Here is a 26,416-nt window from a genome sequence, read left to right on the forward strand (position 1 = left end):
CCACGACGGCGCGGCGGGGTCAGTGCGACAGCGCCTCGGCGAGGCCCAGGAAGGCCGGCAGCGGGTGGGTGATGACGTAGGTGGGGATGGGGGCGAGGAAGGCGTTCATGCGCCCCTTGGCGACGAACCGCTCGCGAAAGCGCGAGCGCGCGAAGAGCGGGCCGAGACGGGGCACGATGCCGCCGGCGATGTACACGCCGCCCCGCGCCCCCAGGGTCAGCGCCAGGTTGCCGGCGACCCCGCCCAGCATGGCGCAGAACATCTCCATCGCCTCCCGGGCGTGGTGGTCGTGGGCGGCGTCCCCGGGGGCGGCCAGCGCCGCCGCCGTCACCTCGGCCGGCGTGCGCACCGGCGGGTCGCGGCCGTCGACCCGGCAGAGCGCCTCGCAGAGGTTGACCAGGCCGGGCCCGGACAGCACGCGTTCCGCCGAGACGTGGTCGAAGCGCTGGCGCAGCGCCGCCAGCGCCGCCGCCTCGCGGTCGTCGCCCGCGGCCATGGTGACATGGCCGCCCTCCCCCGACAGGGCGGTCCAGACGCCGCCCGGCCCCGGCACCAGCCCGGACACGCCAAGACCGCTGCCAGGCCCCAGCACGCCGATCACGGCGTCGCGCTGCGGGCTCCCGCCGCCCACCTGCTGGCGGTCGGCCGCGCCGAGGCGGCGGGCCGACAGGGCCACCGCGGTGAAGTCGTTGATCACCTCCAGCCGCTCCAGCGCCAGCGCCTCCCGGGTGGCCGCGACGGAGAACGACCAGGGCAGGTTGGTCATCGCGATGCGGTCGCCGGTGACCGGCCCGGCGACGCAGAAGGCGGCGAAGCGCGGCCGCCGCGCGCCGGTGGTCCCCAGGGCCGCCAGGTACGCCTCGGCCGCCGCCGCCGGCGAGGGGTGGTCGGCACAGCGCAGCACGCGGGAATCGTGCACCGTGTTGCCGTCCATCAGACCGAACCGGGCGTTCGTGCCGCCGATGTCGGCGACCAGGGACAGCCCCGTGCCGGCCGCGTCGCTCATGGATAGGGCGCCCGTGTCAGCGCGTCGACGTAGGTCTCGCGCCAGCGCGTGATGTCGTTGCGCCGCAGCGTCTGCATCATCGCCGCGTGGCGCTCGCGCCGCTCCTCCAGGGGCATGGTCAGGGCGCGCTGCAGCTCGTCGGCGACGCCCTCGCTGTCGAACGGGTTGACCAGCAGGGCCTCCTTCATCTCGCGCGCCGCCCCGGCGAACTGGGAGAGCACCAGCACCCCGGGATCGTCGGGATTCTGGCAGGCCACATACTCCTTGGCCACCAGATTCATGCCGTCGCGCAGCGGCGTCACCAGACCGACATGGGCCTGGCGGTAGAAGCCGGCGAGGACGCGCGGCCCGAAGCTCTTGTTGAGGTAGCGGATCGGCATCCAGTCGAACTCGGCGTACTGGCCGTTGATGCGGCCCGACAGCTCCGACAGCTCGCGGCGGATGGCGATGTACTCGGGCACGTCCTCGCGGCTCGGCGGCGCGATCTGCAGGAAGGAGACGCGGTTGCGGTGCTCGGGATAGGTCTCGAGCAGCTGCTGGAACGCCTCGAAGCGGTGGGGCAGGCCCTTGGAGTAGTCGAGGCGATCGACGCCGATGATCAGCCGGCGCCCCACCAGGCTCTCGCGCAGCCGCTCGGAATGGCGGGTGCGGGCATTGGTCTCCGCCAGGGAGACCAGGTGGGCGGTGTCGATGGAGATGGGAAAGGCGCGGGCCAGCACGGTGCGGCCGAAGGCGCGGATCAGGCAGCCCTCCTCGGGGCCGCGGTCCTCCACCTCGCCATGGGCCTCGAAGCGGATGTAGTTGACGAAGCAGCGCAGGTCGACCTCGGTGTGGAATCCCACCAGGTCGTAGGCGCAGAGCTCGCGCACCAGCTCGCGGTGGTTGGGCAGAACGCTGAAGACCTCCGGCGCCGGGAAGGGCGTGTGCAGGAAGAATCCGATGCGCTGCCGCAGGCCCTTCTGCCGGAGCCGCTCGCCGAAGGGGATGAGATGGTAGTCGTGCACCCAGACCATGTCGTCGGGCTGCAGCAGCGGCGCCAGGCGGTCGGCGAACAGGCTGTTCACCCGCTTGTACGCGTCGCGGGTGTTGCGGTTCACCGAGAACAGGCCGATGCGGTAGTGGAACAGCGGCCACAAGGTCTGGTTGGCGAACCCGTTGTAGTACTCTTCGAAATCCTTGCGCCCGAGGTCGACGGTGGCGTAGGTGAGGCGCCCCACGTCGGTGCGCCGCGGCTCCCCCTGGGAGTCCCCCTCGACCACGGTTCCGCTCCACCCGAACCAGATCCCCCCCGTCTTCTTCAGGGCGGCCAACACGGCCACGGCCAAGCCCCCGGCCGCCTGTTTGCCCTCGTCGATGGGCGCGACACGGTTGGACACGACGACCAGTCTGCTCACAGCGCGATCTCCCCCGATTCCGGCGGGCCGCGAGGCCGCGACCACGGCGGGGTCGGCAGCGCAGCGCGGCCGGCACTATGCACAAACGGCGAACTTCAGGTCCGGTTCCCTATCATCCGGGTCCGGTGATGGCAACCCTTGTTGATGCCGAAATGTCACAACTCGCCAGAGCCATGCCGACTCGCCAAGGACGGATTCGGTCGAAAGGCCACCCCCGTTCGGACTATATCTTCCACAATACCACAGCGGATTGGTCAGGATCGTTCGTTGTGCAGCGCAGCGCACGGTTATGACACCTGGAAGCATTCCACATGACCGCCACTGGCCAACCCCTTGCGATTCCATCCCTTCTCATTTTCCCCTTGATCCCGGGTCCGGGCATCTTCATATTGTGCATTGCGACATCGGTCGCGTCCGCGATGCGGGCGGTGTCGTAACGCACTTCTTGGGCGTTTCCTCCCTAGACTCGGGCCGGAGCTTATGCTCCGGCCTTTTTTTTCGGTCGGGACGGCAAGGGCGCGCCGCGCCGGTGGCCGGGGCCCCCGGGGATCGCGCGCCGGGGATGCAGAGCGGGTCGGCGGCGTGCGGTCAGCGGCTGCGCAGGGTCGCGGCGTCGAGGCGGCCCAGCGCGGCCACCAGTTCGCCCATGTGCAGGGCCAGCACGGACAGGAAGGGCATGCGCTCCAGCGCCGCCTCGTCCATGTAGAGGTCGCGGTTGATCTCGATCTGCAGGGCGTGGACGCCGCGCCGCGGCCGGCCGTAGTGGCGGGTGGTGAAGCCGCCCGCGTAAGGGGTGTTGCGGGCGACGCTGTAGCCCTTGGCGCGCAGCAGCCGCTCCGCCGTGTCGGTGACGGCGCCGGCGCAGGCGCTGCCGAAGCAGTCGCCCAGCACCATGTCGATCCGCCGTCCCTCGCGTTCGGTCTCGCTGCCGGCGGTCGAGCCCGCCGACGGCATGGAGTGGCAGTCCAGCAGCACGCAGCAGCCGAACCGCTCCACGGTGGCGTCGACCAGGCGGCGCAGCGCCTCGTGGTAGGGGGTGTAGAAGCGCTGCACCCGCTCCACCGCGTCGGCGAAGCTCAGCTTGTCGCGGTAGATCTCCTCGCCGTTGGCGACGATCCGGGCGATGGTGCCGAGGCCGGCGGCGACCCGCGGCGAGCGGGTGTTGACGTAGCGCGGCAGGCTGTCGGCGAACATGGCCGGGTCGAGCTCGTAGGCCTCGCGGTTGGCGTCCAGGAAGGCGCGCGGGAAGAGGGCGCGGAGCAGCGGCGCGCCGAGCTCGGGCGCCGCGGCGAAGATCTCGTCGACGAAGGCGTCTTCGGACTTGCGCAGGGTGCGGTCGTCGAGCCGTGCCGCCGCCAGGAACGCGGCGGAGTAGTCGCGCCCGCTGTGCGGCGAGGCGACCACCAGCGGCAGGGTGTGCTCGGCCGGCTCCCTGAGATCGAAGGCCCGGTCCAAACCGGCGGGGGCGTCGAAATGCGCGTCCATGCTTCAGTGATGTAGTCCACCCGGCGCGCCCTGTCACGCGGCACCGTCACACGGGCTCCGGATGGGTCCGGACAACGGGACGGCGCGGCGCCCGGGAAAAAAATCGGAGCGGGGTGAAAACAGTGGGTTGCGTGGGTCCCCGGTTGGTGCTACATCCCACGCCCACGCCGGACGGGCCGCCACCAAGGCCTCGACGGACGGGCGCGTAGCTCAGCGGGAGAGCACTACGTTGACATCGTAGGGGTCACAGGTTCAATCCCTGTCGCGCCCACCATGAAGGCCAGCAAGTTCAAGAACTTGCTGGCCTTCGCCCGTTCTGGGGCAGGCACGTGGTGCCGGCATGATACGCACATGATGCGCAGCGCCCCCGAGCCCATCATCGCCTCACCCTCCGCTCACGCCGCGGCGCGGGGTCCAGGGAGCGACGGCCGGCGCGTGAGTTGCTGTTCCACACACTCAGCAAGCTGTACGCCCAGACCTCGGTTCTGATCACCACCAACCTGAGCGCTGCCGGATGGCCGCCGGTATTCGGCGGCGCCGCCAAGATGACCCCCGCCCTGCCCGACCGGCTCACCCATCACTGCGACATCCTGGAAACCGGCAACAAGAGCTGGCGGTTCAGGAATCGCACCTGAGCGTTGCCCAGGGGAGCCCACCGGCCCCTCCCGTGGACTCCCTGGACAACGGTTTCTGCAACCGGAAACGTGGCTGGAAATTGCACGCCGATGCCGGTTGGACATTGGAAGCCGATTGACACACCTGATTCCGGGACGGACTCCCGCCCGGCCAACCGGCTGAACTGGAACGGCCAATAACACAGTGGTAGGATCATCTATGGTGTGCTAATTCCGGTGCAATCAGCGGATGAATGCCCCGCTTGAGGCGAGATGACGAGCAGAACGTCTATATTACATTTTGATGAATGAGCCGACACTCGTGCGGCACGGTCGGTGAGCCGTCGCGTGTACTGTTCGGCAGGAGCCGTGTCGATGATTCCGTTTCCCGACCGGGGCTCTCGTCTGAAGGAATTCAGCAGGCCCAGGGCGAGCGTCACATGATCCGTGGTTCCGGACCCGAGGGTGCGGGCCTGCTGGCCGTCGTGCGGCCCGGCAACGGCCCCGTCGCGCCGGTTGCCGAAGATGGACTGCTCCATCACGACCAGTATGTGACGTTCGTCGCGGCGGAGCAGGCGCTCGCGCAGGCCGAAGAGGAGGCCGCGGCCATCCGGAGCCGGGCGGTCGACGCGTACGAAGCGGAGAAGCGGCGCGGCTACGAGGACGGCGCGGCGGAGGGGCGTGCCGCCCTGTTCGCGATGATGACGCGCTACCAGGACAGCCTGCGCGCGGCGGTGAACGATCAGGTGGACGCGCTGATCGCGCTGGTCTCCGCCACCGTGGAACGGGCGGTCGGCGCGCTTCCGGCGTCCGACTTCGTCGCCGATCTGGTGGAGCGCACGGTGCGGGACTTCAACGATTCCCATCGCATCGACATCCACGGCTGCGCCGAGACGATCCGCGACCTCTCCCAGCGGCTGGCCGCCCTGGACGGCGGGCAATGGGAGGCGGCGCGCCTGCGCCTGCACAGCGACCCCACCATGGACGCCGACGCCTTCCGGGTGGTGACGGCCGAGCTGTCGATCTCCTATTCGCGCGCCCGCATGCTCGACCTGATCGCCGACGCCCTGCGGGCACCGGGCGGGACCGCCCCGCCGGCCGCGCCGGGCGCACCCCCCGGCCCCCCCGACTGACACGCCGTCCCGGGCGCCGACACCGTTGCGCCCCGTCGCCTTGCCTTTGCGAACCGCTGATCTGGAATTCACCGATGCTCCCGCGCGCCGTCCGACCCGCCGCAGCCGCCCAGCGGCACGACGCCGCCGCCCCGCCGAGCCGCCGCCGCCGGGCGGGGGAGGCGGCCGCGCGGTGGGCGTTGACGACGGCGGTGCTGCTCGCCGCCGCCGCCGGGGGCTGCGCCCCGACGTCACCGCTGAAGGATTCGGTCAGCGATGGGTTCGGCGGGCTGCTGGGCATCGGCGCCGCATCCTCCGCGGCGCCCTCGCTGGTGCCGGCGATCGCGCCGACGGCACCGGACGCCCCGCCCGGGGGGCGCGGCGCCGCGCCCCCGGGGGGATCGTTCGCGCTGATCACGCAGGGGCAGGCCATGGAGACGAGCTATTCGCAGATCGGCGATCGCATCGTTCCCTCCGGCGCCCGATTCATCGACACCGAGGTCAACGAGTTCCTGCGCGTGGTGTTCGAGGAGATCCTCTTCGCGCCGTTCGTCGCGGTGGGGCGGCTGGAGGGCCGCGTCGACCTGCAGCTTGCCGAGGGTCTGCCGCTCAGCACCTGGATCAACGCTGTCGACGCCCAGCTTCAGAAGATCGGCGCGGCGCTGCGCTTCGAGCGCGGGGTGTACGCGGCGGTGAAGGAGGGGGAGACCCTGTTCGAATCCTCCGTCAACCTCGGCTTCCTTCCGCTGACCTACGCCGATCCCCAGGACATCGCGCGGATCCTGCGCGAGGTGTTCCCCGACATCAAGGCGATCCCCGCGGAAAGCGCCAACGCCATCGTCGTGCTGGAGTTCGAGCGCCTGGCCCTGTTCCTGGAGATCTCCGAGTTCGCGCGCACCCTCGATCGCGGCGCGCTGCAGGGCAAGACGCTGTTCATCCACCGCCTCGCCCAGGCCAACGCGGCGGAGGTGGTGCGCGAGCTGACCGAGATCACCCGTCTCAACGACGACACCCGAAGCGATTTCCGCTCCGCCCGCTTCGTGCCCATCGACCGGCTGAACGCCGTGCTCGGCGTGGTCACCCCCGGCACCGATCTTGGAGATCTGCGCGGCCTGCTGGACACACTCGACAGCGTCGACAACCCCCGCCTGGCCCAGGGGGTGCGGATGGTGGCCTTGCGCAACTCCCGCGTCGCCGATGTGCTGCCCTATCTGCAGACCCTCGTCGGCGCCGGCACCACCCGGTCGAACGCCGCGGCGGGAGCGCCCCAGCCCCCGGTCGCCGCGGCGGGAACCACGGCGCGCCGCACCGGTCCGTTCCCCCGCCGCCCGGCGGACGCCGGCGGGGATGCCCTGGCCGCCCCAATGGCCACCCCAAGGGCCGCCCAGATGGCCGACGCGGTGGCGGACGGCGGCCCGGCCGACGGCGGCATGGCGGCGCTGGCGCTCCCGGCGCCGGCGACGGCCGACGCGCGGTCCTCCACCAACGTCGACAACGGCCCGGGCGTACGCATCAGCGCCGATCCGTCCCGCAACGTCATTCTGATGTCCGGGGAACCCGAACTGCTCGACTCGCTGGAGACGCTGATCCGGGACATGGACAGCAGCGAGGTCAAGCAGGTGTTCATCGAGACCGCACTGGTCGACGTGACGCTCCGCGAGCAGCTGGAATACGGTTTGTCGGGAATCCTGTCGGTGGGCAGCGCCCAGGTCATCCCGTTCAGCCAGGGGGCGACGACCGCGGCCAGCCTCCCCGGCCTCAACATCCTGTTCGACAACGAAACCATCTCCGGCGTGCTGCGCCTGCTGAGCTCGGTATCCGACGTCCGGGTGATCTCCGCCCCGCGCCTCGCCATGATCAACAACAGCCAGGCCGTCCTCAACGTCGGCGACGAGGTTCCGGTGCTGACGACCCAGGTCACCGACGCGGCCAGCGCCGACACCATCGTGAACAGCGTCGAGTTCCGGGAGACCGGGGTCATCCTCCGCCTCGCCCCGACGATCCTGTCCGACGAGGCCGTGCTGCTCGACATCTCGCAGGAGCTGACGGAGGCCCGCGGCACCTCGCCGGAAGCGGTCCAGCTGACGCCTCTGTTCACCCGCCGGTCGCTGCAGACCTCGCTGCGGCTCCATTCCGGTGACGTGATCATGTTGGGCGGGCTGATGGAGCGCAGCTCGGCCGTCGCCAAGGACCGCGTGCCGATCCCGCTGATCGGCGACATCTTCGGCGCCACCACCGATTCCACGCGCCTGCGCGAACTCCTGCTGCTGGTCCGCCCGGTGGTGGTCAAGGACCGGCTGCAGATGGCCCGGATCACCGCCGAGGTACGGGCGCGCCTGAACGCGATCTGGGGCAACGACAGCCTCACCAGGAACCCGCTGCACGACGGCCTCGGCAACGCGCTCCGCAGCGGCGTCGACAGCCTGTTCGGCCCGGCCACCCCACCGCAGCCGCCACCGCCCAAGCCGATTCCATCGGCTGCGCCGGTTCCGTCCGCCGCGCCGGCCGCGCCGGCGCCGTCGCGTGCGCCCCTGAGCACGCCCCTGAGGAGGCCCCGGACGGCGGCCGCCAGCGAACCGCGGCGCTTGCCGTCGCCGCGCCGCCGCCATTCGACCGTCGACGAACCGGCGCAGAGCCGCCACCAGCGGTCACGCCGCCGACACGGTTGCGCGGTGCGGCAGCCCCCCATCACCACCGGACGAGGATGACCCGCGCCATGTCGAATCCCATCCTGTTCCGAGACCTGGTGCGGGCGATCGCCGCCGGCTGCCATATGGCGCTCGACTTCGACGACGACAGCGAATACATCGAGTTCACCACCGATGTGGGGCTGCCCGTCTACCTGATGCAGACCGCCGACTCCACGGCCATCACCGTCGCCATCCCGCTGGAGACCGTCCCGGCGGACATCGCCCGGGAGATCGGCCTGGGCGCGCTCATGCTCAATTTCTTCGACACGCTCTCGGACCACGGCAAGATCGGCTTCCTGCCGGATTCCCCGTCCTTCGTCTACATCGCGAAATGGCACGCCTTTTACGGCGTCGACCAGGCGCGGGCATGCGACTGGCTGGGCGCCTGCCTCGACGAGGCGGAGCGGTGCCGGGCGGCGATCATCGAGTTGCATCAGGTTTGTCATCGAACGACTTCCCCCGATGAGCTATAAGGTCGGGGATCGGATGCCATCGCGCCGCTGGCGTGCCCTGTCGGGCGCCCGGGGCGCCCGCCCGCCGGTCACGCCGGTCCGCGGGGCTCGCCATGGGGCGGGCGCCGGGTCACGCGACACCCTCATGAATCCGAGCACCCAGGAGGCACGATGACGGGCATGGTTCAAGGTGTTTCGCCCCCCACGACCGGAGCGTTGGTCCTGGATGCGCACGACCCCGACAAGCGCGCACGCGAGGCCGAGCAGGCGGTCGCCGGGCTGATGGCGCGGCTGAGCGACGTTCTCGCCGGGATGCAGCAGGACACCCGCTTGGCCTTCGAGGAGGCTCAGACCTTCGAGTCGTTCGTGTCGGCCCTGGTCGACACCTTCGACAAGGAGTATTTCAGGAACGTGAACGATCCCCGCGACGACAAGATGACCGACTACGCCGGCCATCTCAAGGAGGCGCTGCGGGGCGGCGAGCTCAACCGGATCCTCGAACAGATGGTGGCCAACACTCCGAACGCCCGGTCGCTGTTCGACAAGCTGATGGACAACCCGAACGCGTTCTCCGCCACCGACGGAATGGCGCTCATCAACACGCTGATCGGCACCGACCTGGAGGCGAGCAGCAACCGCGAGACCGCGCTGTCCGGCTTCCACATGGTGTTCGACGAGGTCCGAGAAAAGCTGAACGATCTGCGGTTCGAGATGCGCAAGTCCATCGCCGAGACGCAGGCGCCACTGCGCCTGCTCGAGGACATCGTCCGCAGTTCGGCGCCTCGGTAATCGGGGCGCGGCAATCGGGGCGCGGGAGGCGGCACGTGGAGGACGGCGTGCGGACCATCGACGACGATGGCCGGTCCGTGTCGGCGGGCGTCGCCGACGCCGCGGCGTCCCTGCGCGTGGCCGCCGCCGATCGTCTGGCGGCGCGTCTGGCGCAATGCCGGCAGGCGGTGGCGGCGATCCCCGAGCGGCGGGTGAGCGGGCGCGTCAAACGCCTGCTCGGCACCGTCATCACCGCGACGGCGCCCGGCGCCCACATCGGTGAGCTGTGCCGGCTGTCCGACCCACGGACCGGCGCCCGGCTGTCGGCGGTCGTCATCGGCCTCAACGGAGGCGAGGCCATCCTGACGCCGCTCGGCGAACTGAAGGGCCTGTCCGACCAGGCCGAGGTGGTGCCGACCGGGCAAACCCAGTCCGTCGGGGTCGGGCCGCGGCTGCTGGGGCGGGTGCTGGACGGCCACGGCACCCCTGTCGACGAGGCGGACCGGGGGCCGCTGGTGGTGGAAGGCCACCACCCGGTGATGGCGGACCCGCCGAGCCCGCTGTCGCGCCGGCCGATCCGCACGCCCCTGGCCGTGGGGGTGCGGGCCATCGACGGGCTGCTGACCTGCGGCGAGGGGCAGCGGATCGGCATCTTCGCCGCGGCCGGCGGCGGCAAGACCTCGTTGCTGTCGATGCTCGTGCGCAACAGCGAGGCGGAGGTCTGCGTCGTCGCCCTGATCGGCGAGCGCGGCCGCGAGGTGGGCGAGTTCCTGGAGCACAGTCTGGGCGAGGCGGGGCGCCGGCGCTCGGTGGTGGTGGTGTCCACCTCGGACCGGCCGGCGATGGAGCGGGTGAACGCCGCCTACGTCGCCACGGCGGTCGCCGAGTACTTCCGCGACCAGGGCAAGCGGGTGCTGCTGGTGATGGACTCGGTGACCCGGTTCGGCCGCGCCCTGCGCGAGATCGGCCTGGCCGCCGGCGAGCCGCCGACCCGGCGCGGCTTTCCCCCCTCGGTCTTCGCCACGCTGCCGCGGCTGATGGAACGCGCCGGCAACTCCGACCGCGGATCCATCACCGCGTTCTACACCGTCCTCGTCGAAGGCGACGACATGGACGAGCCGATCGCCGACGAGACCCGCTCCATCCTCGACGGCCACATCGTGCTGTCGAAGAAGCTGGGGCGGGCCAACCACTACCCGGCCATCGACGTGCTGGCCAGCGTCAGCCGCGTCATGCCGAACATCGTCGACGAGCGCCACGTCGCGGCGGCCGGCCGCTTCCGCCGGCTGTTGGCGAAGTACGACGAGGTGGAACTGCTGCTGCGCGTCGGCGAATACCAGAGCGGGTCGGACGCCGAGGCGGACATCGCCATCGAGAAGCGCGAGGCGATGCTGGCCTTCCTGCGCCAGGGCATGGGCGAGCCGGCGGCGGCGGCGGCCACCCTGCGCGCCCTCTTCGCCTGCGCCTGAGAGGGCCCGCGGTGTCGACCCGGATGTTCGCCACCCTGACCGGCCTCTACGCCACGCGCGAGCGCAAGGCGGAGGAGCGCATGTTGGCTGCCCGCCGCACCATGCTCGACCGACGCGCCCGCCTGGAACAGGCGCTGGACTCCTACAAGCGGTTCCAGGAGGTCGTCCGCCAGCAGGAGAACCTCCTCTATCAGGACCTGATGGAGAAGGTCGCCCAGAAGGGCGATTTCGAGACGGTCAAGGAGCGCGTCCACCTGTTGAAGCTGCAGCTCAAGGAGTATCTGGACGCGGCGATGGAGCTGGACCGCGCCCACCAGGAGGCGCGCGCCGCCTTCGTGGAGGCGCAGCGCCACCACCAGCACGTCTCCCGCAAGCACATGAAGCTCGGCGAGATCGTCTCGGAACTGAGCCTGACCGACCGCCGCGGCGCCCTGGCACGGGAAGCGCGCGAGTTGGAGGAGTTCACGCCGCGCGGCCCCGACGCACCCGAAAAGCCCGCCTGAGCGCCCCGGCGCCGCGGCGCTACGCCTCCAGCAGCTTGGCGAGCAGGAGGCGCAGGTCCGGCCGCCGCGCCGCGTCCCAGACGGTGGCCCGGCCGACCTGGTCCTTGGGAAAGCGCAGCATCAGGCGGCGCCGCACGTCGGGTTCGGCCGCCTCGGCCAGGGCGCTCGCGACCACGCCGACGCCGATGGTTCCCAGCGCATGGCGCAGCGTCGACGCGGTGTCGAAGCCCGGCACCCGGACGCCGTCGCCGCGCCACAGCAACCCGGCGCGGCGCGACACGAACAGCAGGTCGTCGCCCAGCACCTCCTGAAGGCAGTGCCGGCGATCGCGGTCGATGGCCTGCTGCAGCAGGCGCTGCGTCACGCACAGGGTGGCCAGCCACGCCACCCGGCGAAGCGCCTCCCGCTCGAGCAGCGCCAGCCGGCGCACCAGCGGATCGGACAGCGTCCCCATGCCGGTGCCGAGGGAGTAGTGGGCGATGAGCGCCGCGTTCGCCCGGCCGCGGATCCGGGGGTGACGCAGCGCCGCGGCATCGCCCCACCCCACATCAGCCAGCCAAGACTCGTCCGTCTGGTCGAGCGGGCACAGCCAGAACGTCAGGTCCTCCACCTCGACGGCCATCGCCACCCTCAATCGGCCGCCTGACGGGCCAGCCGGCGCCGCAGCATGGTCACGTAGACGAGAAGGGCCAGGGTCGCGGCCAGCCCGCCTCCGCCGGCGACGACGGCCGCGGGGTGGGAGGCCCACATCGCCGCCACGTCCAGCGGCCGGGCCGCCGCCGTGGGATCGGCCGCCATGTCCAGGCGGGGAACCATCAGGTTGGCGTCGGTGGGGAACAGCACGACGCTGACGCTGTCGTAGGCGACGCCCTCGACGCTGTTCGCCACCAGCTGCTTGATCAGCGGCACGTAGGAGGTGAAATCGTACTGGCTCTGGTACTTGATGAACACCGCCGCGGACGCCGGCGGGGTCTGGCCCTTGTTGGCCCGCTTGTCCTCGGGAACGGCGATGTGGACGCGCACCGCCACGGCGCCGTCGAGCTGCGACAGGGTGCCGTTGAGCTCCTCCGACTTGGCGTAGATGTAGCGCATGCGTTCGGCCCCGGCCGAGGCGATCAGGCCTTCCGACTGGAAGATATCCATGAGGTTGACGGACTTCGACCGCGGCAGGCCGCGGGCGAGCAGCACGGAAATCGCGTGTTCGACCTGGCCCTGCTCGACCTGGATCGTCGTCTTCCCCTCGCGATCCACCGTCTTGTCGGCGTCGATGCCGGCGCCCAGCAGCAGGGCCAGCATCTCGTTGCCCTCGCGCTGGCTGATGCCCGAATACAGCTCCACCTTGCACCCGGCGAGCGCCAGCGCGCCGCACAAGACGAGGATCAGGCCGCAGCACCGGCTGTGGCGGCGAAGGACGGTCGCAAAAGCTCGCTGCACGGTGTGGCGCCTCTTCACGGTCGGCCCGACGGCCCGACGACAGCGGGATCGACGGTGTGGCTTCCGCTGATCACAAAATCATACGTGGTGCCCTGTGCGGCCGTTTTGGCGTGTTTGCGCCGCCGGAGTCCAGATGAATGGGACGCCGTAACAGGAACTTCATCCGCACGCACCGCAGCCGGCCGCGACCGGGCGCTGGCCGTCACGCCCGCGCCCCAGGCATGGCGCCGCCCAGGCCGCCGGCCGCCGCGCCGATCGCTTCGGCCGCCGCGAACAGCCCACGCCCCTCGTCGCCCAGCAACCCGTTGGCTGCCGCCTCCAGGGCCTCGCCAAGCTGGCGGAGCGTCGCCCCGTCGCCCTTCAGCGGGCCCGCCGCATCCTTGAGAAGGCGGCCCACGCTGAGCATGGTTTCCAGTCGGGTCCGCAAGTCGGATGCGATGTCCTGGGCGGAGGGAACGACCGTGGCCGCGGTCGCGGCGATCGCGTCCCACCATGGGCCTGACGTCGTGCGCTGCTCGGGCGTCAGCGCCATCAGGGCGCCGTGCACCTGGCGCGCGCCGTCACGGAGATCGCGGCCTTTCGCCTGGATCTCGCGAATCGGGGCAACCGCGAACCGGGCGATGTCTGCCAGGTCCAGGCCCAGCCGGGTGGCCAGGAACGCCTCCTGGGTCGCCGCATCGTCAAGGGCGAGAGCCTCTCGACGCAAACCCTCCGGAAGCGAATCAACGATCGCCGCGACGAGACCGGCCCGCCCCATCGGATCAAGGGCAAGGCGGCGGCCCAGCGCTTCCGCCGTCTTCAGGTGCTGACGGGCGTCAGGCGCTTCGCGCAGCAGCGTGTCGCTGCCGACCGTCACCGCACCCGCCGCTTCATAGAGGCCCAGGGCGGCGCCGATGCGCTCCTGGTGCACGACCGAGTCGCCCCGCGCCACGCCATCGATGAACAGCCGCCCCCCCTCGTCCCAGTCATCCTCGTTCAGGCCGACGAACGACGCCGTGGATTGGAACTGCACGTACGGATCGGCGCCCGCCACGATGGCGCGAAGGGTGGTGTCGTGGACGGTCCCCTGGGGGCGGTCGACCAGCGCGATCGTCCAGTCCGATGGGTCGGTCGCCGATCGCGTGATCCGCTGAACGGCCGCGAGCTGCAGCCGGCCTTCCACCCCGCGTGTCATCGACAGGGGTCCCGTGCCGAGCAACGCCTCCAGGCGGGACCCCAGCGCCTCGATCTGCTGGGGGGTGACCGGCAGGCCCGGCGGCGGCAGCCGGATCACCTCCGTCGATGGCGGGCCGGACGGCGGCTGCGGCTGCCTGGCCTGCGGCCCGTTCACGGCCGGTGGACGCGGCTGGGTCGACGACGGCGCCATCGACTGGAATTGCGTGTACGGATCGGCAGCGGCCACGATCGCGCCGAGGGTGGTTTCGTGGACCGTGTTCTGTGGGCGATCGACGAACGTGATCGTCCAATCCGACGGGTCGGTCGCGGATCGCGCAACCCGCTGCACGACCGCGAACCGCAATTGGCCCTCCACCTGGCGCGTCATGGAGAGCGGCCCCTGCCCGAACAGCGCCTCCAGGCGGGTGCCAAGCGCCTCCATCTCCTGGGGCGTGCCCGACGCTCCCGAGGGGGGGAGCCCAACCGACGCCGACACCAAGGCCGCTGGCGGCGAGCCGGACGGCGGCGACGGCTGCCAGGGCGGCACACCGGACAGCGCCGCCCGCAGATCGGCCGGCGCGGCCCGGCTGAACGTCTCCACGTTCTGGCGGAGCGGCGCCCCGTCGGGCCCCGACAGCCCGGAGGCGGCGGCCTCCAGCGCCTCGCCGAGCGCGCGCAGGTCCCCCCCTTCCTCGTCCACCAGCTCCGCCGCGGCGCGCAGGACGCCGGCCGCCATCCGCAGCCTGTCCAGGTCGCTGCGCAGCGCATTGCCGAGGCTGGCCGGATGCGGATGCCGGCCGTCGCGCAGGGCGTGCAGGCCTTGTTGGACGGCCAGGAGTGGCGCCTGGGCGAGGCCGCCGAGGTCGCCCAGGGACAGCCCGAGGTGGCGAGCCAGGTGCTGGTCGAGTTCCGCGCCCGCCGTCACCGGGGTCGGCGCGCGCAGGCCGGGCGGCAGCGACTGGACGATCGCCTGGAGAACCCTGCCCCGCCGGGCCGGGTCGGCGGACAAGGCGGCCGACACGCTGCGGCCCAGCGCGACCGCCCGCTGCAGGGGGTCGCGCGTGGTCGTGGGAAGATCGGCGGTGACGGCGGCGACCGGGCGCCAGAGGGCGCGCGCCGCCGTCTGCGCGGCGGCGACGTTCGTGGTGACCAGCCCCGGCAAGGGGGAGGGCTCGGTGGTGAACACCTCCGGCTCGGAGCCGAGAAGGACGGAGCTGCGCTGGGGAGCACCCTCGCGGCGCTCCGCCGCAACGATTTGCACCCGTTCCGCATGCGGCAGGTTGCGTGCGCCATCCACCAACCCACCCAGGGTGAAGGTCTGCTCGAACGTGCCGTCCACCCCGCCCATGGGGTCGAAGACCGTCACCCGCCAGGCCCGCGGGTCGCCATCCGTCGTGTCGATCCCCGTCAACGCCATGACGTGCGTGCCGGTGGCGCCCCGCGACAGGGTCACAGGCGCGGTCGCGATCCGTTCCCGGAGATGCTCGCCGAAGAGCCGCACCTCGTCCGCATCGGTCGTCTTGGCGTCCGCCACCGGAGGCATCACCGCCTGGGTGCTCATGCCGAAGGCCCGGAAGACGATGTCGGGCTCCTGGTCGGTGCCGCCCAGCGGCCCCTGCCCGGCCGCCTGCAAGGCGATGTCGAACGCCCGCGCGAGCACCTCGATCACCGGCGCGCTGTCGCTGTACAGCGGCGCGCCGTCCTTGCGTGCGGCGATCGCCTGCACGTCCACCTCCAGGCCGAAGCCGGGCATGGACACCCGGACGCGGTCGCCGTCGAAAGTGACTCGCTCGCGCAGGGTCGCCATCCCCTGGGGCGATGCGAGCATGGCCCGCAGGCTGGCCATCAGGAAACAGCTGTGGGGCATCCCGGTCTCGCCGAGGCGCTGCGTGATGGACAGCCGATCGACGGCGTCGGCGGCGTCCAGCACGCCCTTGTCGTGGGTGGTCAGGGGATGCCCGTCGAGCGGCGTACGCTCGACCAGTTGCCACGCCACGCCATCCTTGGTTTCGCCGGGCGCCAGCAGCCGGGCGTCGACCACGTGCGCGATCGGCCACGTTTCCGCACCCGGGCGCAGCTTGAAGTCAAATGCCGCGGCGGGACGCAGCGGGTCGACGACGGCCGACGGGTCGATGACGGCCGGCGGCTCGAACGCGCGGACCACCGCCGCAGCGTCGACGTCGCCGGTGGTGCCGGTGACCTGGGCGAGCAGGTTGACCGCGCGCAGGGCGAGGTCCAGTTCCGCCACCTCGCCCGACGCCGCCGACCGGCCCGGCAGGATCTTCTGCACCGCGACCTCGATCCCCGCCCCGGGAAACCGGAAGGTGGCGGTGTGTGCGCCGGGTTCGCCGAAGTCGATGCACGCCGCGAGGCGCGCCCGCCCCTCCGGGGTCTCGGACAGCGTCAGAAGCGCCTCGGCCACCACGGCCCGGCGCCCCGCCCCGGCCGCCGCCGCCGCCGTCAGCGCCGCTTTTGCGGGGTCGCTGTCCGGCGTCTCCTCCAGGGTCAAGGGCCAGGGCTGCCCCGGTGCGCAGGCGTGGAACACGTCGCCGCCGCTTTGCGGGACGGCGGATTCGACGACGCGGCGCAGACCCGACGCCCCGGCTGCGGTCTCCTCATACGGTCCGGACGGCCGGGTGACGCCGGTCCACCCGGCCGAGCCGTGCTCCAGACCGACGAGCCGGTAGCGCCCCCATTCACGGACCAGTTCGCCCCGCACCAGCTCCGCTTCCGGCGGGGCCGGCGGGGGTTGGACCTTGTCGTGCACGACCAGCCTGCCCGAGCGGAACTCCACGGTTCCAAGCCAGCCGTCATCGGGCCCCTTGATGTTGAGCGTGACCGTCACGCCGAGCCTTTCCGATGCCGTGCTCAACAGCTGCGCTAGCGTGATCGCGCCGTCGTCGTATTGCTGGCGCAGGTCGGCCACGAACGCGGCGTCGTCCCCCGCCACCTCCATCAGAGCGTCGCACACCTCCCGGGCGGGAAAGCGGTCGCCCATGGCAGCGCACAGATCGTCGACCGGCGCCGTGGTGGCGGACGTCTTGCCATCGCCGCAGTAGCGACCGTCGCGGTCCAGCCCGACCTGCCGCGCGCCGAGCTCGAGCCGGTCCCGGATGGTTTGCGGGTCGAGGCCGTCGTCCGTCAGCCGCTTGACCGCATTCGCCTCCGACATGCCGATGTGCAGCCCGTGTTCGTCGATGTACACGTACACGGCGTCCTTCGGATGGAAGCCGGAGTGTCCCAGGTACGACTCGAGCGTCATCTGTTCGAAGGTTTCGCTGTTCTGCGCGGCGACGCTCACCGAAACGACGCCTTCCTTGTCCGACTTCGCCTTTTCAAACCCGGTGAAGAAGATCGTGTCGGCGATGCCGTATTTCTCACCGGGCTTCCACGTCTTGGTCCGAAGATCCTCCATAGTGATGCTGCCGATGTCGTCCGACACGAGGCGGACGATGGAATTCGCCTTTTCGTTCGTCTTCAGATTGAAGAGGGCGGAAAGATTGCCGTTGCCGGGGAACCATCGGATTCCCGTCTTGTGAAGGGCTTCCAGGTACGGTCCCCTGGCCTTGAACGACGACTCCGGCGCCGGCGCCGGCGCCGGCGCCTTGGTTGCGGCGACCGGGGACGGCAGGTCAAGGGTCTTGCGGATGCTCGCCCGCGCCACGCCGTCGTCGTTGCGCGTGTCGTTGCCCTTTCGGAAGGTCTTGACGAGGCGCGCCAGCCCCCCCTCGGCGGCCGGCGCGAAGCGCGCCGTCGCGCCGGGGCCGCCGGTGCGTCCGGCCGGCCGCGCACCGTCGGACCGGCTGGTGAAAGGACTCCTCAGGATACCAAACACCATGGACCGCTCGTCCCCTGCCCAACGCGCCGATTGCCGAGGCGGCACCACCGTGGCGCCGCCGATCACCCTTGCCCGCCCCCCTTGGCCCTCCGTCGCGGCCGAAAGGCCGTCAGGGCTTGATCCAGACCTCGACCCGGCGGTTCTTGTAGCGGCCGAATTCGTTGTCGTTGCACGCCACCGGAGCCTCCTCGCCGAAGCCGTGCACACCGGCCACCGGGACGTTCAGCAGGGACTTGAGCTGCTGCGACACAGTCTCGGCGCGCTCCGTCGACAGGGCACGGTTGGTCTCGTACGCCCCCTCGCTCTCGGTCATCCCGATCAGGTGGAGCTTGCCGTAGGCGTTCTGCGGCAGGCGCAGGTACTGGGCCAGACGGTAGAGGTCCTGAAAGCCCCGCCCGTCCAACTCCGTCCGCCCTGGCAGGAAACGGAACGTCACCGACAGCCGCAACGCATCCTGGATGAAGCGCCCGTACTCGCGCAGCGCGTCGGCGTTCTGTTCCGGGTTGACCTGCCGCGGGAGTGTCGGCACGCCGGCCATGGGCATGCCCATCATCGGCATACCCATCATCGGCATGCCCATCATCGGCATGCCGGGCGCGCCGGCGTACGGCATGCCGCTTCCCGCCATCGGCCCCATGGGTGCGCCGTACCCGTACGGAGCCCCGGGCGCCCCGAAGCCCGGCGGCCCGAACGGTGGCTGCCCCGGCATGCCCGGGGCGAACGGCTGTCCGCCTGGGGCTCCTTCCGGCATGCCGGGCGCGCCCGGGAGAAAGCCCGGCGCGCCATAGACCGGCGGCACACCCCCGCCATAGCCCGGCGCGACTCCGCCGAAACCGAAGCCGGCGACCGGCGGCGCGGTCGGCGGTTCGGCCGACCCGCCCGGCCCGCCGGCTGTCGCGCCCTGGGCGTCGAGCGCGAACAGGTTGCTGAACTGCACATAGCGGTCCTGCGCCCCCTGCGGCACCACGAGCAGGCTGACGAAGCCGTTCCGCTCGACCACCTGCTGGCCGACGTAGGACTGGACGAAGTCGAGGAACGCCCGGACGAACGGCTTGTCGCTCTGCGGCGGCGCGTAGAGGTACAGGCGCCGGGTCAGCGGGTACTCCTCCGTCTTCACCGCGAACTGGGTGGGCGCCAGCAGCACGCCGCACTCGTTGATCGGAACCGCCCGGGCCTTTTGGATATAGGACAGGGAGACGAAGCCGATGCCGTTGGGGTCGGCCGCGACGGCGTCCGACAGCGCCTCGTTCGATTCGAAGCGGCGCGCATAGCCGCACAAGGGGCGATAGCCCAGCACCTGGTTCTGGAACGTCTCGAAGGTCCCGGACTTGTGATCCCGGGTGTAGAGATTGATGCGCCCGAACGGCCCGCCGAACTGCGACCAATCCTGGTACTCGCAGCTGAAGATCCCGGCGATCTGCTGCAGGCTCAGCCCGAAGATCGGGTTGTTGGGGTGGACGATGATGGCCAGCCCGTCCAGCGAGATGACGTGCTGGCTGGCGTACGACCCCATGTCGCCAACCGGCCACAGCATCTGGACCTCATCGGGGCGGATCGGCCGCGACGACATGGCGATGTCGGCCTTGCCGTCGGCCAGGGCGCGGAAGCCCGTGCTGGAACCGTGCGCCTGGAGCTCGACCGCCCGCGGCATGCCCGCCCGGACGTTGCCGAGATGGATCATGCGCTGGTTCTCGCCGGTGCTCTCCGTCTCGACCTGCACCGCGCCGGGCGTCGCCTGCCCGCGGTGATACCAGGCGAACGCCTCTATGAGCGCCGGCATCAGCGTGTCACCGATCGTGTTGCTGCCGTGGATTCGCAGCATCTGGGCGTCCTCCGGCATCGCCCGGGTCGGTTCGGGAAGGGCGAACCCGCCAGTCGTGGCGGCAGCCGAGCCGTCCGCATCCGTCGCACCGGCAGGACCCGGAAGCGCCGCCCAAAGCAGCGCGAACACCATCACCCAAACACGCATCGTCCCACTCTCCACCTTATCAAGTCTTTCCAAGCCAGCGAGAGCAACACCGGCGCCGACATTCATAAAACTGCAATATTTATCGCCCACGCCCTTTCGGAACATCCTCGTTGCCGAGGCAATGCACTCAGTAGGACTGGACGGCCGCTCCGTTTGTATACGATATTGTGGCGCATGGATATCCGAATTTCCGGCGCAAGGCCGCTGGTCCCTTGCGCGGTCCCAGAGGAGGAGTGTGTTTGATGACGGGTTCTCGCGGTTGGCTGACGGGGTGCGTGCTGGGCATCGCGGTTGCGTTGCCCATGGCCGTCCAGGCCCAGACCGGCGCCACGGCGCCGTCGGTCGAGGAGCTGAGCGCGCTGAACGGCCGGCTGCAGCGCGACCTCAAGGATGCCTACACCCGCGTCCAGCAAACCCTGGTCGAGCTGGACGACCTGAAGAAGGCGCATGCGGAAACGGTGGGCGAGAACCAGCGCCTGAAGCGCGACCTCGCCGACGCGTACAACCGCGCGCAGGAGGCGTTCACGCAGCTCGGCACCCTGAAGGGGGCGCACACCGAGGCGATGACCCAGAACGACCGCATGAAGCGCGACCTCGCCGACGCCTACGCCCGCGCGCAGCAGGCGTTCACCGAACTGGGGGCGGTCAGGACCGAGAACGCCGCGCTCAGGACCCGGACCGCCCCGGGCGCCGCAGAGGCCGCCGCCCCATCCCATGCGCCGGCCCTGCCGCTGGTGCTGGCGCGGATGCTCGTCGATCCGCCGGGCGGCGACGACGCCGGCGACGCCGCGGCGCTCTACCGGGACGCCTGGACCCATTACCGGGCGGGCACCCCCGGCGCGGCGCGGCAGGCCTTCGACGGCTTCAGCCGGGCCGCACGGGCCGGCGACCCGCGGGCCTTCGCGGCGCTGGGCGTCGCCTTCGCGGCCGGGCATGGGGTCGAGAAGAACCTCGAGGTGGCACGGTTCTTCTGGCAGGTCGGCGCGGTGCACCGCGACACCACGGCGATGCTCAACCTCGGCCAGCTCCTTGCCGGCGACCTCCTCGGTGCCCCCGACCGCGCCGCGGCGTGCCGCTGGATCGACCTTGCGCGCCGCCTCGACGACCCCCGCGCCGCGACGGCGGCGGGGGAGATCGGCTGCGCCTCCTAGGCCGGCCACCGGCAGGTCCGGGCGGTCGGGCAGCCCCGATCGGGCCCGGTTCCGCCGGGCGGTCATGCGACGCTGGCGCCACGGGGCCGGCTGGCGTCGGACACGACGCTGCCCGCCCCACCCGCGTCCCGCCGCCCGTCCAGATAGGCGCCGAGCGTGAACGGCTCCTCGCCGTCCACCGCCTCGCCGCCAAGGCGCTGGGCGGCCTCGCCGGTGAGCGGCAGCTCCCGGACCCGTTCCAGCCCCTGGTCCAGAAGCACGATCAGGGTGTCGTAGTGTTCCACGCCGTCCCCGTCATGGGTCTCGACCAGGTCCACCAGGTCGTCGAGCTTGAGGAACAGGCCAAGGACATCGTTGCGATGCTGCGGCGCGACGGCGGCCAGCAGGTCGTCCCGCGCGTCCACGATGGCGTGGTGGTCGCCGACGAGTTCGCCGTACACGTCATTGGTGCTGACCCCCGGGTCGCGATGCATCCCGGCGACCCGCAGCCGCGCGCCGTCCACCACCGTACCGACCTCGTCAACGGACCTGGGCGGATGACCGAACCGAGTTTCGGCATTCGCCATGATCTCCGTGGCGATCCGCTCGGCCTGCGCGCCGGGGAGGCCGGGGCGGACCCCGTAGCCGCGCAGCTCCAGCTCCACCATCCGTTCCACCGTCCGCGCCACAAGGTCCCGCAGGTCACCCACGGTCTCGGGCTCACGCCCGTGGGCGATCTGGAACTCCTCGATCATGCCGGCGGCCAGGGTGTCGATCTGCGCCGCGGTCAACGGCGGCACGCGCACCGCGCCCGGGTTCATCAGGGCGATCGTCCCGGTCAGCACCGCCAGCGCGGCCGGCGGGCCCTCCTGCCCGTCGAACGCCACGCGGTCCAGCCGGGTCGCCGCGGCCAGACCCTGGGTCTGGTCCAGGACGGCCCGGGCGGCGTCGCGGGAATCGCGCCCGACGTCGCCCGGCGTGGCTTCCCCGAACAGTTCCACCAGAGACGCCATGTCGGACTGCAGCGACACCGGCCGCGGCGGCACCTGCGGGACGGGCCGTTCGACCGACTCGTTCACAGAGCCCGGAAAGTCCGCGGTCATGGCCCGCACGGCCGCTTCCAGAACGGTGTTGACCCGCACCGTCGCGCCGAACCGGGAACCCAGGCGATCGAGCATGGCCGGCGTGATCCCCGCGGCGCCCTGCGGTCCGACCGCGGTTCGCAGGGCGGCGATGTTCACCTTCGGAATGCGGACGGCCGGCGTCATCTCGGGTGTCAGGTCCGTGTCGCGTCCGGACCTGGCGGTGGCGAGAACATGCCGCATCGCCTTGGCCAGCGCCGCGAACTCCGCCGGGTTCATGGCCGCCTTGAAATGGCCCTCGTGCATGAGGAAGGCGTCGGCCTTGTCCCGCATGCTCACCGGCGCGCCGTTGCGCAAGGGGGCGCGCTCGAGAACGGCCAGGCCCCGCTCCGGTGGCACAGGCCCCACGGCGGGGTGGAGCGTGGCGGTGCGGCCGACGGGATTGGCCGTAGCCATGGCCGGCGGCGTGGCCGACAGGGCGCGATGCGCGCTCTGCAGCACGGCGAGCGGCGAGATCGTCGCAGCGCGCCCCCCGGGCTGGGCGAGCTGGAGCAGGGAAAGGTCGGCGTGCGTGATCCCGTCCCGCCCCTCGGGCCCAATCGCCTGGCGAAGCCTGTCGACGTCGACGGTGCGGGCGTCGCCCCCGGCGGGAACGGCCGTCCCGGTGTTCGCCATCGCCTGCACCGCGGCGGCGAACGCGTCGAAGGCCACGGGGTCCATGCTCCTGGCCAGGTGGTCCTTGATGGTGTCGAAGGTGCCGGCGAGCTCCGCCGCCGTCGCCGGCATGCGCGGTTCCGCCGCCTCGGCGGCGCGCGCCGCCTCGAAGAACTCGACCACGTCCCGGACGTCCCCGGCCCGGGGCACGCCGTCCATGCTGGACCCAAGGCGGGTGTCGAAGGCGGTGTCGACGATCTGGGCCGGGGTGCGGCCGAGCCCCAGCGTCTCCGTCGCGTAGGCGGCCTTCAGCACGCTGCGGACATCCTCGACCGTCAGCGAACGCTGGCGCGGGCTGCCCGTGACGGCCCATTGCATGGTGCGCAGAAGCTTCTGCGCGCCGGTCGCCTTCTTCGTGCCGTCCGGCTTGAGGGCGCTCAGCGGCGTTCTGTCGGTGATCGTGCCCTTCTGGTACCCCGCGGCGAGGTTCCTCAGGATGGTCGACGGCGGCACGGTGACGGCCATGGCATTTGCCCTCTTCGACTGTGATCGGGCGCAGGCCCGGCTGTGAAACGGATCAAAGGGTCTGGAACGGGATTTCGGCCGGCGCTCAGACTTCGATCATGTGGTCCTCGTCCCGGCCGCCGCGGGCCCGGGGTGGCCGCCCGTCGACCGCATCCTGGTCCGCCGGCGACAGGCCGTCGGACTCGAGCTGGCGCAGGATGCGGTCGCCCTTGCCATCCTTCGCGGCGGCGGCCTCCTGCCGTTTCTTGCGCGATTCCCGGAGGTCCTCGAGCAGCGAGGTCATCATCTCCATGTTCTTCTTGGTCTGCTCACCGCCGTCCCGGGTCTCCATGGTCTGCTGCAGCTTGGAGTAGACGGCGAAGCCGGCCTTGCTCTGGGTCAGCTTCACCACCTTGTTCTTGTCGCCGAACTTCAGGATGCCCACCGCGGCAAGCAGGGAATCGTCGTTTTTGGCGCTCACCCGCCGCATGTCCTGCAGCCATTGCTGGCGTTCGGCCATCTCCCGTCCCACACCCAACAGATCCACCATGGGTCAAGCCTCCCGTTGCGATCGTTTCACCACCCTGTCCCCCGGCCAGCCGTCACGGGGCCGCCCATCACTGGGCCGCCGCCGGCCCGAACGTGGGCTGGTCGCCGACCGCCAGCTCCGGCGCCTGGTCGAAGTCGGTGATGTTGATGCGGCCGAGGGTCTGCACGTTGGCGTCGTCCGACAGCTCCTGGAACGAGATGACGCTCAGTTCGTAGAGGTCCTGCTCGATGGCGCGCCGGATGTAGCGGCGGACGTCCATGGAGCACAGGAGCACCGGCGGATGCTCCATATGCTTGATGTCGCCGACCGCCTTGCGCACGGCGTCGACGAACTTGCGCACCTTGTTCGGTGGCATGGCGAGATAGCTGCCGCTGGAGGTCTGGCGGATCGAATCGCGGATGACCTGCTCGGTGTCCGGCGACAGGATGTAGGCGGGCAGGACGTTCTGCTTGTTGCGGTACTGGGTGCAGATCTGGCGGCCCAGGGCGATCCGGATGTACTCGACGAGAAGGATGGTGTCCTTCTCCTTCTTGGCCCACTCGCACACCGTCTCCAGGATGAGTCGCATGTTGCGGATCGACACCCCTTCGACCACCAGGCGCTTCAGCAGCTCCGCGACCTTTTGCAAGGACACGTTGCGCAGGCTCTCGCGCACCAGCTCGTCGTAGTTCTGCTCCATGCGGTCCATCAGGCGCTTGGTCTCCTGGATGCCGAGGAAGGTCTCGGCATGGCGCTTGACCACGCTGGAGATGTGGTAGGTGACGATCTCGATCGGTTCGAAATAGGCGAAGCCGTTGTCGTCCAGGCGCTTCTTCTGGCTGCGGTCGGCCCAGATCGTGGGCAGGCGCGGCAGGAACGCGCGGTCCTGCTCGTAGCGGATGCCGGCCATCTCCAGGTCGTCGACCGGCTCGCGCACGAACAGCTTGCCGGGATGGAGATAGCCCTGCACCACCGGGGCCTCGTTGATGTGGATGACGTAGTGCTCGGCCGCCATGCCGGAGACATAGCGCAGATAGACGGGCGGAAAGGGAACGCCGAGGTCGAGGTAGAGCGCCCGGCGCAACTGCACCAGGGCGTCGTCCAGCTCCTGCGCGTTCAGGATGTCGCGCAGGAGCGGCGACACATCGAGCATCAGCGGCTTGACGAAGGTGATTTCCTCCTCGTCGATCGCCTGGGACTGCGTCTGGGCCTGGCGGCCCGACACCTTGCGCTTGCCGGACGCCCCCTCGTTCTCCTCGGCCTTGGCCAGCGCGCTGGATTCGACCAGACCGGGAATGTCGTGGGCCTTGCGGGTGCGCGACCGCCGGCGCAGCATCACCAGCCCAAGCACCCCGATGGACGTCGCCAGGACCAGGAAGATGACCGTGGGGAAGCCGGGGATGGCGGCGAACCCGCAGAGAATGGCGGCGGCGACCAGCAGGGCGCGGGGCTCGTTGAGCAGCTGGTTGCCGATGTCCTCGCCAAGGTTGAGCCGCGAGGCGTCGTCCGACACCCGGGTGACCATGATGCCGGAGGTGATGGAGATCAGCAGCGCCGGGATCTGCGACACCAGCCCGTCGCCGATCGTCAGGATCGAGTAGACCTCCAGCGCCTGGTAGGTCTCCATGCCGTGCTGCATGGTGCCGACGGCGATGCCGCCGACGATGTTGACGAAGATGATCAGCAGGCCGGCGATGGCGTCGCCCTTGACGAACTTCATGGCGCCGTCCATGGCGCCGTAGAGCTGGCTTTCCCGCTCCACGTCACCGCGCCGCTTGCGCGCGTCCACCATGTCGATGGTGCCGGCGCGCATGTCGCCGTCGATGCTCATCTGCTTGCCGGGCATGGCGTCCAGGGTGAAGCGCGCCGCCACCTCCGCGACGCGCTCGGCGCCCTTGGTGATGACGACGAACTGCACGATGGTGATGATCAGGAAGATCACGACGCCGACGATGAGATTGCCGCCGACCACGAACTGGCCGAAGGTTTCGACGATCTGGCCGGCGTCGGCCTGCAGCAGGATGAGCCGGGTGGTGGTGATGGACAGCGACAGGCGGAACAGGGTGCTGATCAGCAAGAGCGCCGGGAAGGCCGTAAAGCCCAGCGGCGACGGCAGGTAGATCACCACCATCAGAAGGATCGCCGCGATCATCATGTTGACGGCGATCAGGGTGTCGACGATGATCGTCGGCATCGGCAGGATCATCATGAAGATGATCGCGATCAGCAGCGCGGCGAGGACGACGTCGTCGCGGCGGGTGATCTGCTTGACGAGGCGGTTCAGGTCCATGCGACGGCCCCCTCGGCGGCCTCGATGCGCTGGGCGAAGTAGTCGATGACGCGGCGCTCTTCGGGCCCGGGATCGCCGGCCGCGAGGTCGCGGACAAGGCGCCGCGCGACCTCCAGCTTGCGGATCTCCACGGCGGCGATCAGGAACATCTTGCGCAGGCGCAGGTCCATCACCCGCGTCTCGTCGAGAAAGCTGAGCAGGGCGAAACTCTCCACAGGGCGTTGGTTGCGCAGGTAGTGCTCGGCGAGGAAGCCCAGCACGCGGACGGTCCGTTCGTCGGGTGGCGCGCCGTCGGGCGCCGCCGGCGGATCGAGTGGCAGGAGGTCGGTCGCCGCCAT

General features: G+C 70.7%; 18 protein-coding genes, 1 tRNA gene and 1 pseudogene. 9 read left to right on the forward strand and 11 right to left on the reverse strand.

The window, feature by feature from the left end:
- Positions 1 to 19: 19 nt before the first annotated feature.
- From AC6H2I_RS18565 to AC6H2I_RS18575, 3 genes are all read right to left on the reverse strand, one after another.
- Positions 20 to 1,006 carry a glucokinase gene (locus tag AC6H2I_RS18565; protein ID WP_497502175.1) on the reverse strand — a complete coding sequence of 329 codons (987 nt, stop codon included), beginning with the start codon at positions 1,004 to 1,006 and terminating at the stop codon, positions 20 to 22.
- The gene (gene otsA / locus AC6H2I_RS18570; protein ID WP_497502176.1) at positions 1,003 to 2,400 is read right to left on the reverse strand and encodes an alpha,alpha-trehalose-phosphate synthase (UDP-forming); all 1,398 of its coding nucleotides are present in this window, start codon (positions 2,398 to 2,400) and stop codon (positions 1,003 to 1,005) included. The genes AC6H2I_RS18565 and otsA overlap by 4 nt, the downstream gene beginning before the upstream one ends.
- Positions 2,401 to 2,988: 588 nt before the next feature.
- Entirely contained in the window at positions 2,989 to 3,885 is an 897-nt protein-coding gene (locus AC6H2I_RS18575; protein ID WP_497502177.1) for an N-formylglutamate amidohydrolase, read from the reverse strand.
- A 199-nt stretch (positions 3,886 to 4,084) separates the two neighbouring features.
- Here AC6H2I_RS18575 and AC6H2I_RS18580 point away from each other — a divergent pair.
- From AC6H2I_RS18580 to sctO, 8 genes and pseudogenes are all read left to right on the forward strand, one after another.
- A tRNA-Val gene (locus tag AC6H2I_RS18580) sits at positions 4,085 to 4,159 on the forward strand.
- Positions 4,160 to 4,322: 163 nt separating this feature from the next.
- A pseudogene (locus AC6H2I_RS18585) lies at positions 4,323 to 4,520 on the forward strand (ATP-binding protein); the annotation flags it as partial.
- A gap of 419 nt (positions 4,521 to 4,939) precedes the next feature.
- Positions 4,940 to 5,632: a FliH/SctL family protein gene (locus AC6H2I_RS18590; protein ID WP_497502178.1), complete on the forward strand. Its 693-nt coding sequence runs from the start codon at positions 4,940 to 4,942 to the stop codon at positions 5,630 to 5,632.
- Between the two features lie 74 nt (positions 5,633 to 5,706).
- Positions 5,707 to 8,319: a secretin GspD/PilQ domain-containing protein gene (locus tag AC6H2I_RS18595; RefSeq protein ID WP_497502179.1), complete on the forward strand. Its 2,613-nt coding sequence runs from the start codon at positions 5,707 to 5,709 to the stop codon at positions 8,317 to 8,319.
- A gap of 8 nt (positions 8,320 to 8,327) precedes the next feature.
- Complete coding sequence (locus AC6H2I_RS18600; protein WP_497502180.1) at positions 8,328 to 8,774, forward strand: hypothetical protein; 447 nt, start codon at positions 8,328 to 8,330, stop codon at positions 8,772 to 8,774.
- A gap of 150 nt (positions 8,775 to 8,924) precedes the next feature.
- Positions 8,925 to 9,542 carry a hypothetical protein gene (locus AC6H2I_RS18605; RefSeq protein ID WP_497502181.1) on the forward strand — a complete coding sequence of 206 codons (618 nt, stop codon included), beginning with the start codon at positions 8,925 to 8,927 and terminating at the stop codon, positions 9,540 to 9,542.
- A 35-nt stretch (positions 9,543 to 9,577) separates the two neighbouring features.
- Positions 9,578 to 10,990 carry a type III secretion system ATPase SctN gene (sctN, locus tag AC6H2I_RS18610; protein WP_497502182.1) on the forward strand — a complete coding sequence of 471 codons (1,413 nt, stop codon included), beginning with the start codon at positions 9,578 to 9,580 and terminating at the stop codon, positions 10,988 to 10,990.
- 23 nt (positions 10,991 to 11,013) lie between these two features.
- Complete coding sequence (gene sctO / locus AC6H2I_RS18615) at positions 11,014 to 11,493, forward strand: type III secretion system stalk subunit SctO (protein ID WP_497502183.1); 480 nt, start codon at positions 11,014 to 11,016, stop codon at positions 11,491 to 11,493.
- A 19-nt stretch (positions 11,494 to 11,512) separates the two neighbouring features.
- Here sctO and AC6H2I_RS18620 read toward each other — a convergent pair whose 3' ends face one another.
- The 4 genes from AC6H2I_RS18620 to AC6H2I_RS18635 form a co-directional block, all read right to left on the reverse strand.
- A complete protein-coding gene (locus tag AC6H2I_RS18620) occupies positions 11,513 to 12,115 on the reverse strand; it encodes a hypothetical protein (protein ID WP_497502184.1) in 603 nt (200 codons plus the stop codon).
- A gap of 8 nt (positions 12,116 to 12,123) precedes the next feature.
- The gene (gene sctJ / locus AC6H2I_RS18625; RefSeq protein ID WP_497502185.1) at positions 12,124 to 12,927 is read right to left on the reverse strand and encodes a type III secretion system inner membrane ring lipoprotein SctJ; all 804 of its coding nucleotides are present in this window, start codon (positions 12,925 to 12,927) and stop codon (positions 12,124 to 12,126) included.
- Positions 12,928 to 13,129: 202 nt separating this feature from the next.
- Complete coding sequence (locus AC6H2I_RS18630; RefSeq protein ID WP_497502186.1) at positions 13,130 to 17,920, reverse strand: hypothetical protein; 4,791 nt, start codon at positions 17,918 to 17,920, stop codon at positions 13,130 to 13,132.
- Between the two features lie 109 nt (positions 17,921 to 18,029).
- Positions 18,030 to 19,742, reverse strand: coding sequence for a substrate-binding domain-containing protein (locus AC6H2I_RS18635; RefSeq protein WP_497502187.1), 1,713 nt, complete (start codon positions 19,740 to 19,742; stop codon positions 18,030 to 18,032).
- Between the two features lie 389 nt (positions 19,743 to 20,131).
- Here AC6H2I_RS18635 and AC6H2I_RS18640 point away from each other — a divergent pair, with 389 nt between their 5' ends.
- On the forward strand, positions 20,132 to 21,040 hold the full coding sequence (locus AC6H2I_RS18640; protein WP_497502188.1) for a tetratricopeptide repeat protein: 909 nt from the start codon (positions 20,132 to 20,134) through the stop codon (positions 21,038 to 21,040).
- A 62-nt stretch (positions 21,041 to 21,102) separates the two neighbouring features.
- Here the strand turns inward: AC6H2I_RS18640 and AC6H2I_RS18645 are convergent, their stop codons facing one another.
- The 4 genes from AC6H2I_RS18645 to AC6H2I_RS18660 form a co-directional block, all read right to left on the reverse strand.
- Positions 21,103 to 23,280: a hypothetical protein gene (locus AC6H2I_RS18645; RefSeq protein WP_497502189.1), complete on the reverse strand. Its 2,178-nt coding sequence runs from the start codon at positions 23,278 to 23,280 to the stop codon at positions 21,103 to 21,105.
- Positions 23,281 to 23,365: 85 nt separating this feature from the next.
- On the reverse strand, positions 23,366 to 23,809 hold the full coding sequence (locus AC6H2I_RS18650) for an H-NS family histone-like protein (protein WP_497502190.1): 444 nt from the start codon (positions 23,807 to 23,809) through the stop codon (positions 23,366 to 23,368).
- A 67-nt stretch (positions 23,810 to 23,876) separates the two neighbouring features.
- Positions 23,877 to 26,078, reverse strand: coding sequence for a type III secretion system export apparatus subunit SctV (gene sctV, locus AC6H2I_RS18655; RefSeq protein ID WP_497502191.1), 2,202 nt, complete (start codon positions 26,076 to 26,078; stop codon positions 23,877 to 23,879).
- The gene (locus AC6H2I_RS18660; protein WP_497502192.1) at positions 26,069 to 26,416 is read right to left on the reverse strand and encodes a hypothetical protein; all 348 of its coding nucleotides are present in this window, start codon (positions 26,414 to 26,416) and stop codon (positions 26,069 to 26,071) included. The genes sctV and AC6H2I_RS18660 overlap by 10 nt, the downstream gene beginning before the upstream one ends.

The sequence above is a fragment of the Azospirillum sp. NS33 genome (assembly GCF_059703765.1).

Coding starts and splice junctions, on each gene's coding strand:
- AC6H2I_RS18565 (WP_497502175.1), bottom strand. CDS start 1,006: ATGAGCGACGCGGCCGGCACGGGGCTGTCCCTGGTCGCCGACATCGGC.
- AC6H2I_RS18575 (WP_497502177.1), bottom strand. CDS start 3,885: ATGGACGCGCATTTCGACGCCCCCGCCGGTTTGGACCGGGCCTTCGAT.
- AC6H2I_RS18590 (WP_497502178.1), top strand. CDS start 4,940: ATGATCCGTGGTTCCGGACCCGAGGGTGCGGGCCTGCTGGCCGTCGTG.
- AC6H2I_RS18595 (WP_497502179.1), top strand. CDS start 5,707: ATGCTCCCGCGCGCCGTCCGACCCGCCGCAGCCGCCCAGCGGCACGAC.
- AC6H2I_RS18600 (WP_497502180.1), top strand. CDS start 8,328: ATGTCGAATCCCATCCTGTTCCGAGACCTGGTGCGGGCGATCGCCGCC.
- AC6H2I_RS18605 (WP_497502181.1), top strand. CDS start 8,925: ATGACGGGCATGGTTCAAGGTGTTTCGCCCCCCACGACCGGAGCGTTG.
- sctO (WP_497502183.1), top strand. CDS start 11,014: ATGTTCGCCACCCTGACCGGCCTCTACGCCACGCGCGAGCGCAAGGCG.
- AC6H2I_RS18620 (WP_497502184.1), bottom strand. CDS start 12,115: ATGGCCGTCGAGGTGGAGGACCTGACGTTCTGGCTGTGCCCGCTCGAC.
- AC6H2I_RS18630 (WP_497502186.1), bottom strand. CDS start 17,920: ATGGTGTTTGGTATCCTGAGGAGTCCTTTCACCAGCCGGTCCGACGGT.
- AC6H2I_RS18635 (WP_497502187.1), bottom strand. CDS start 19,742: ATGCTGCGAATCCACGGCAGCAACACGATCGGTGACACGCTGATGCCG.
- AC6H2I_RS18640 (WP_497502188.1), top strand. CDS start 20,132: ATGACGGGTTCTCGCGGTTGGCTGACGGGGTGCGTGCTGGGCATCGCG.
- AC6H2I_RS18645 (WP_497502189.1), bottom strand. CDS start 23,280: ATGGCCGTCACCGTGCCGCCGTCGACCATCCTGAGGAACCTCGCCGCG.
- AC6H2I_RS18650 (WP_497502190.1), bottom strand. CDS start 23,809: ATGGTGGATCTGTTGGGTGTGGGACGGGAGATGGCCGAACGCCAGCAA.
- sctV (WP_497502191.1), bottom strand. CDS start 26,078: ATGGACCTGAACCGCCTCGTCAAGCAGATCACCCGCCGCGACGACGTC.
- AC6H2I_RS18660 (WP_497502192.1), bottom strand. CDS start 26,416: ATGGCGGCGACCGACCTCCTGCCACTCGATCCGCCGGCGGCGCCCGAC.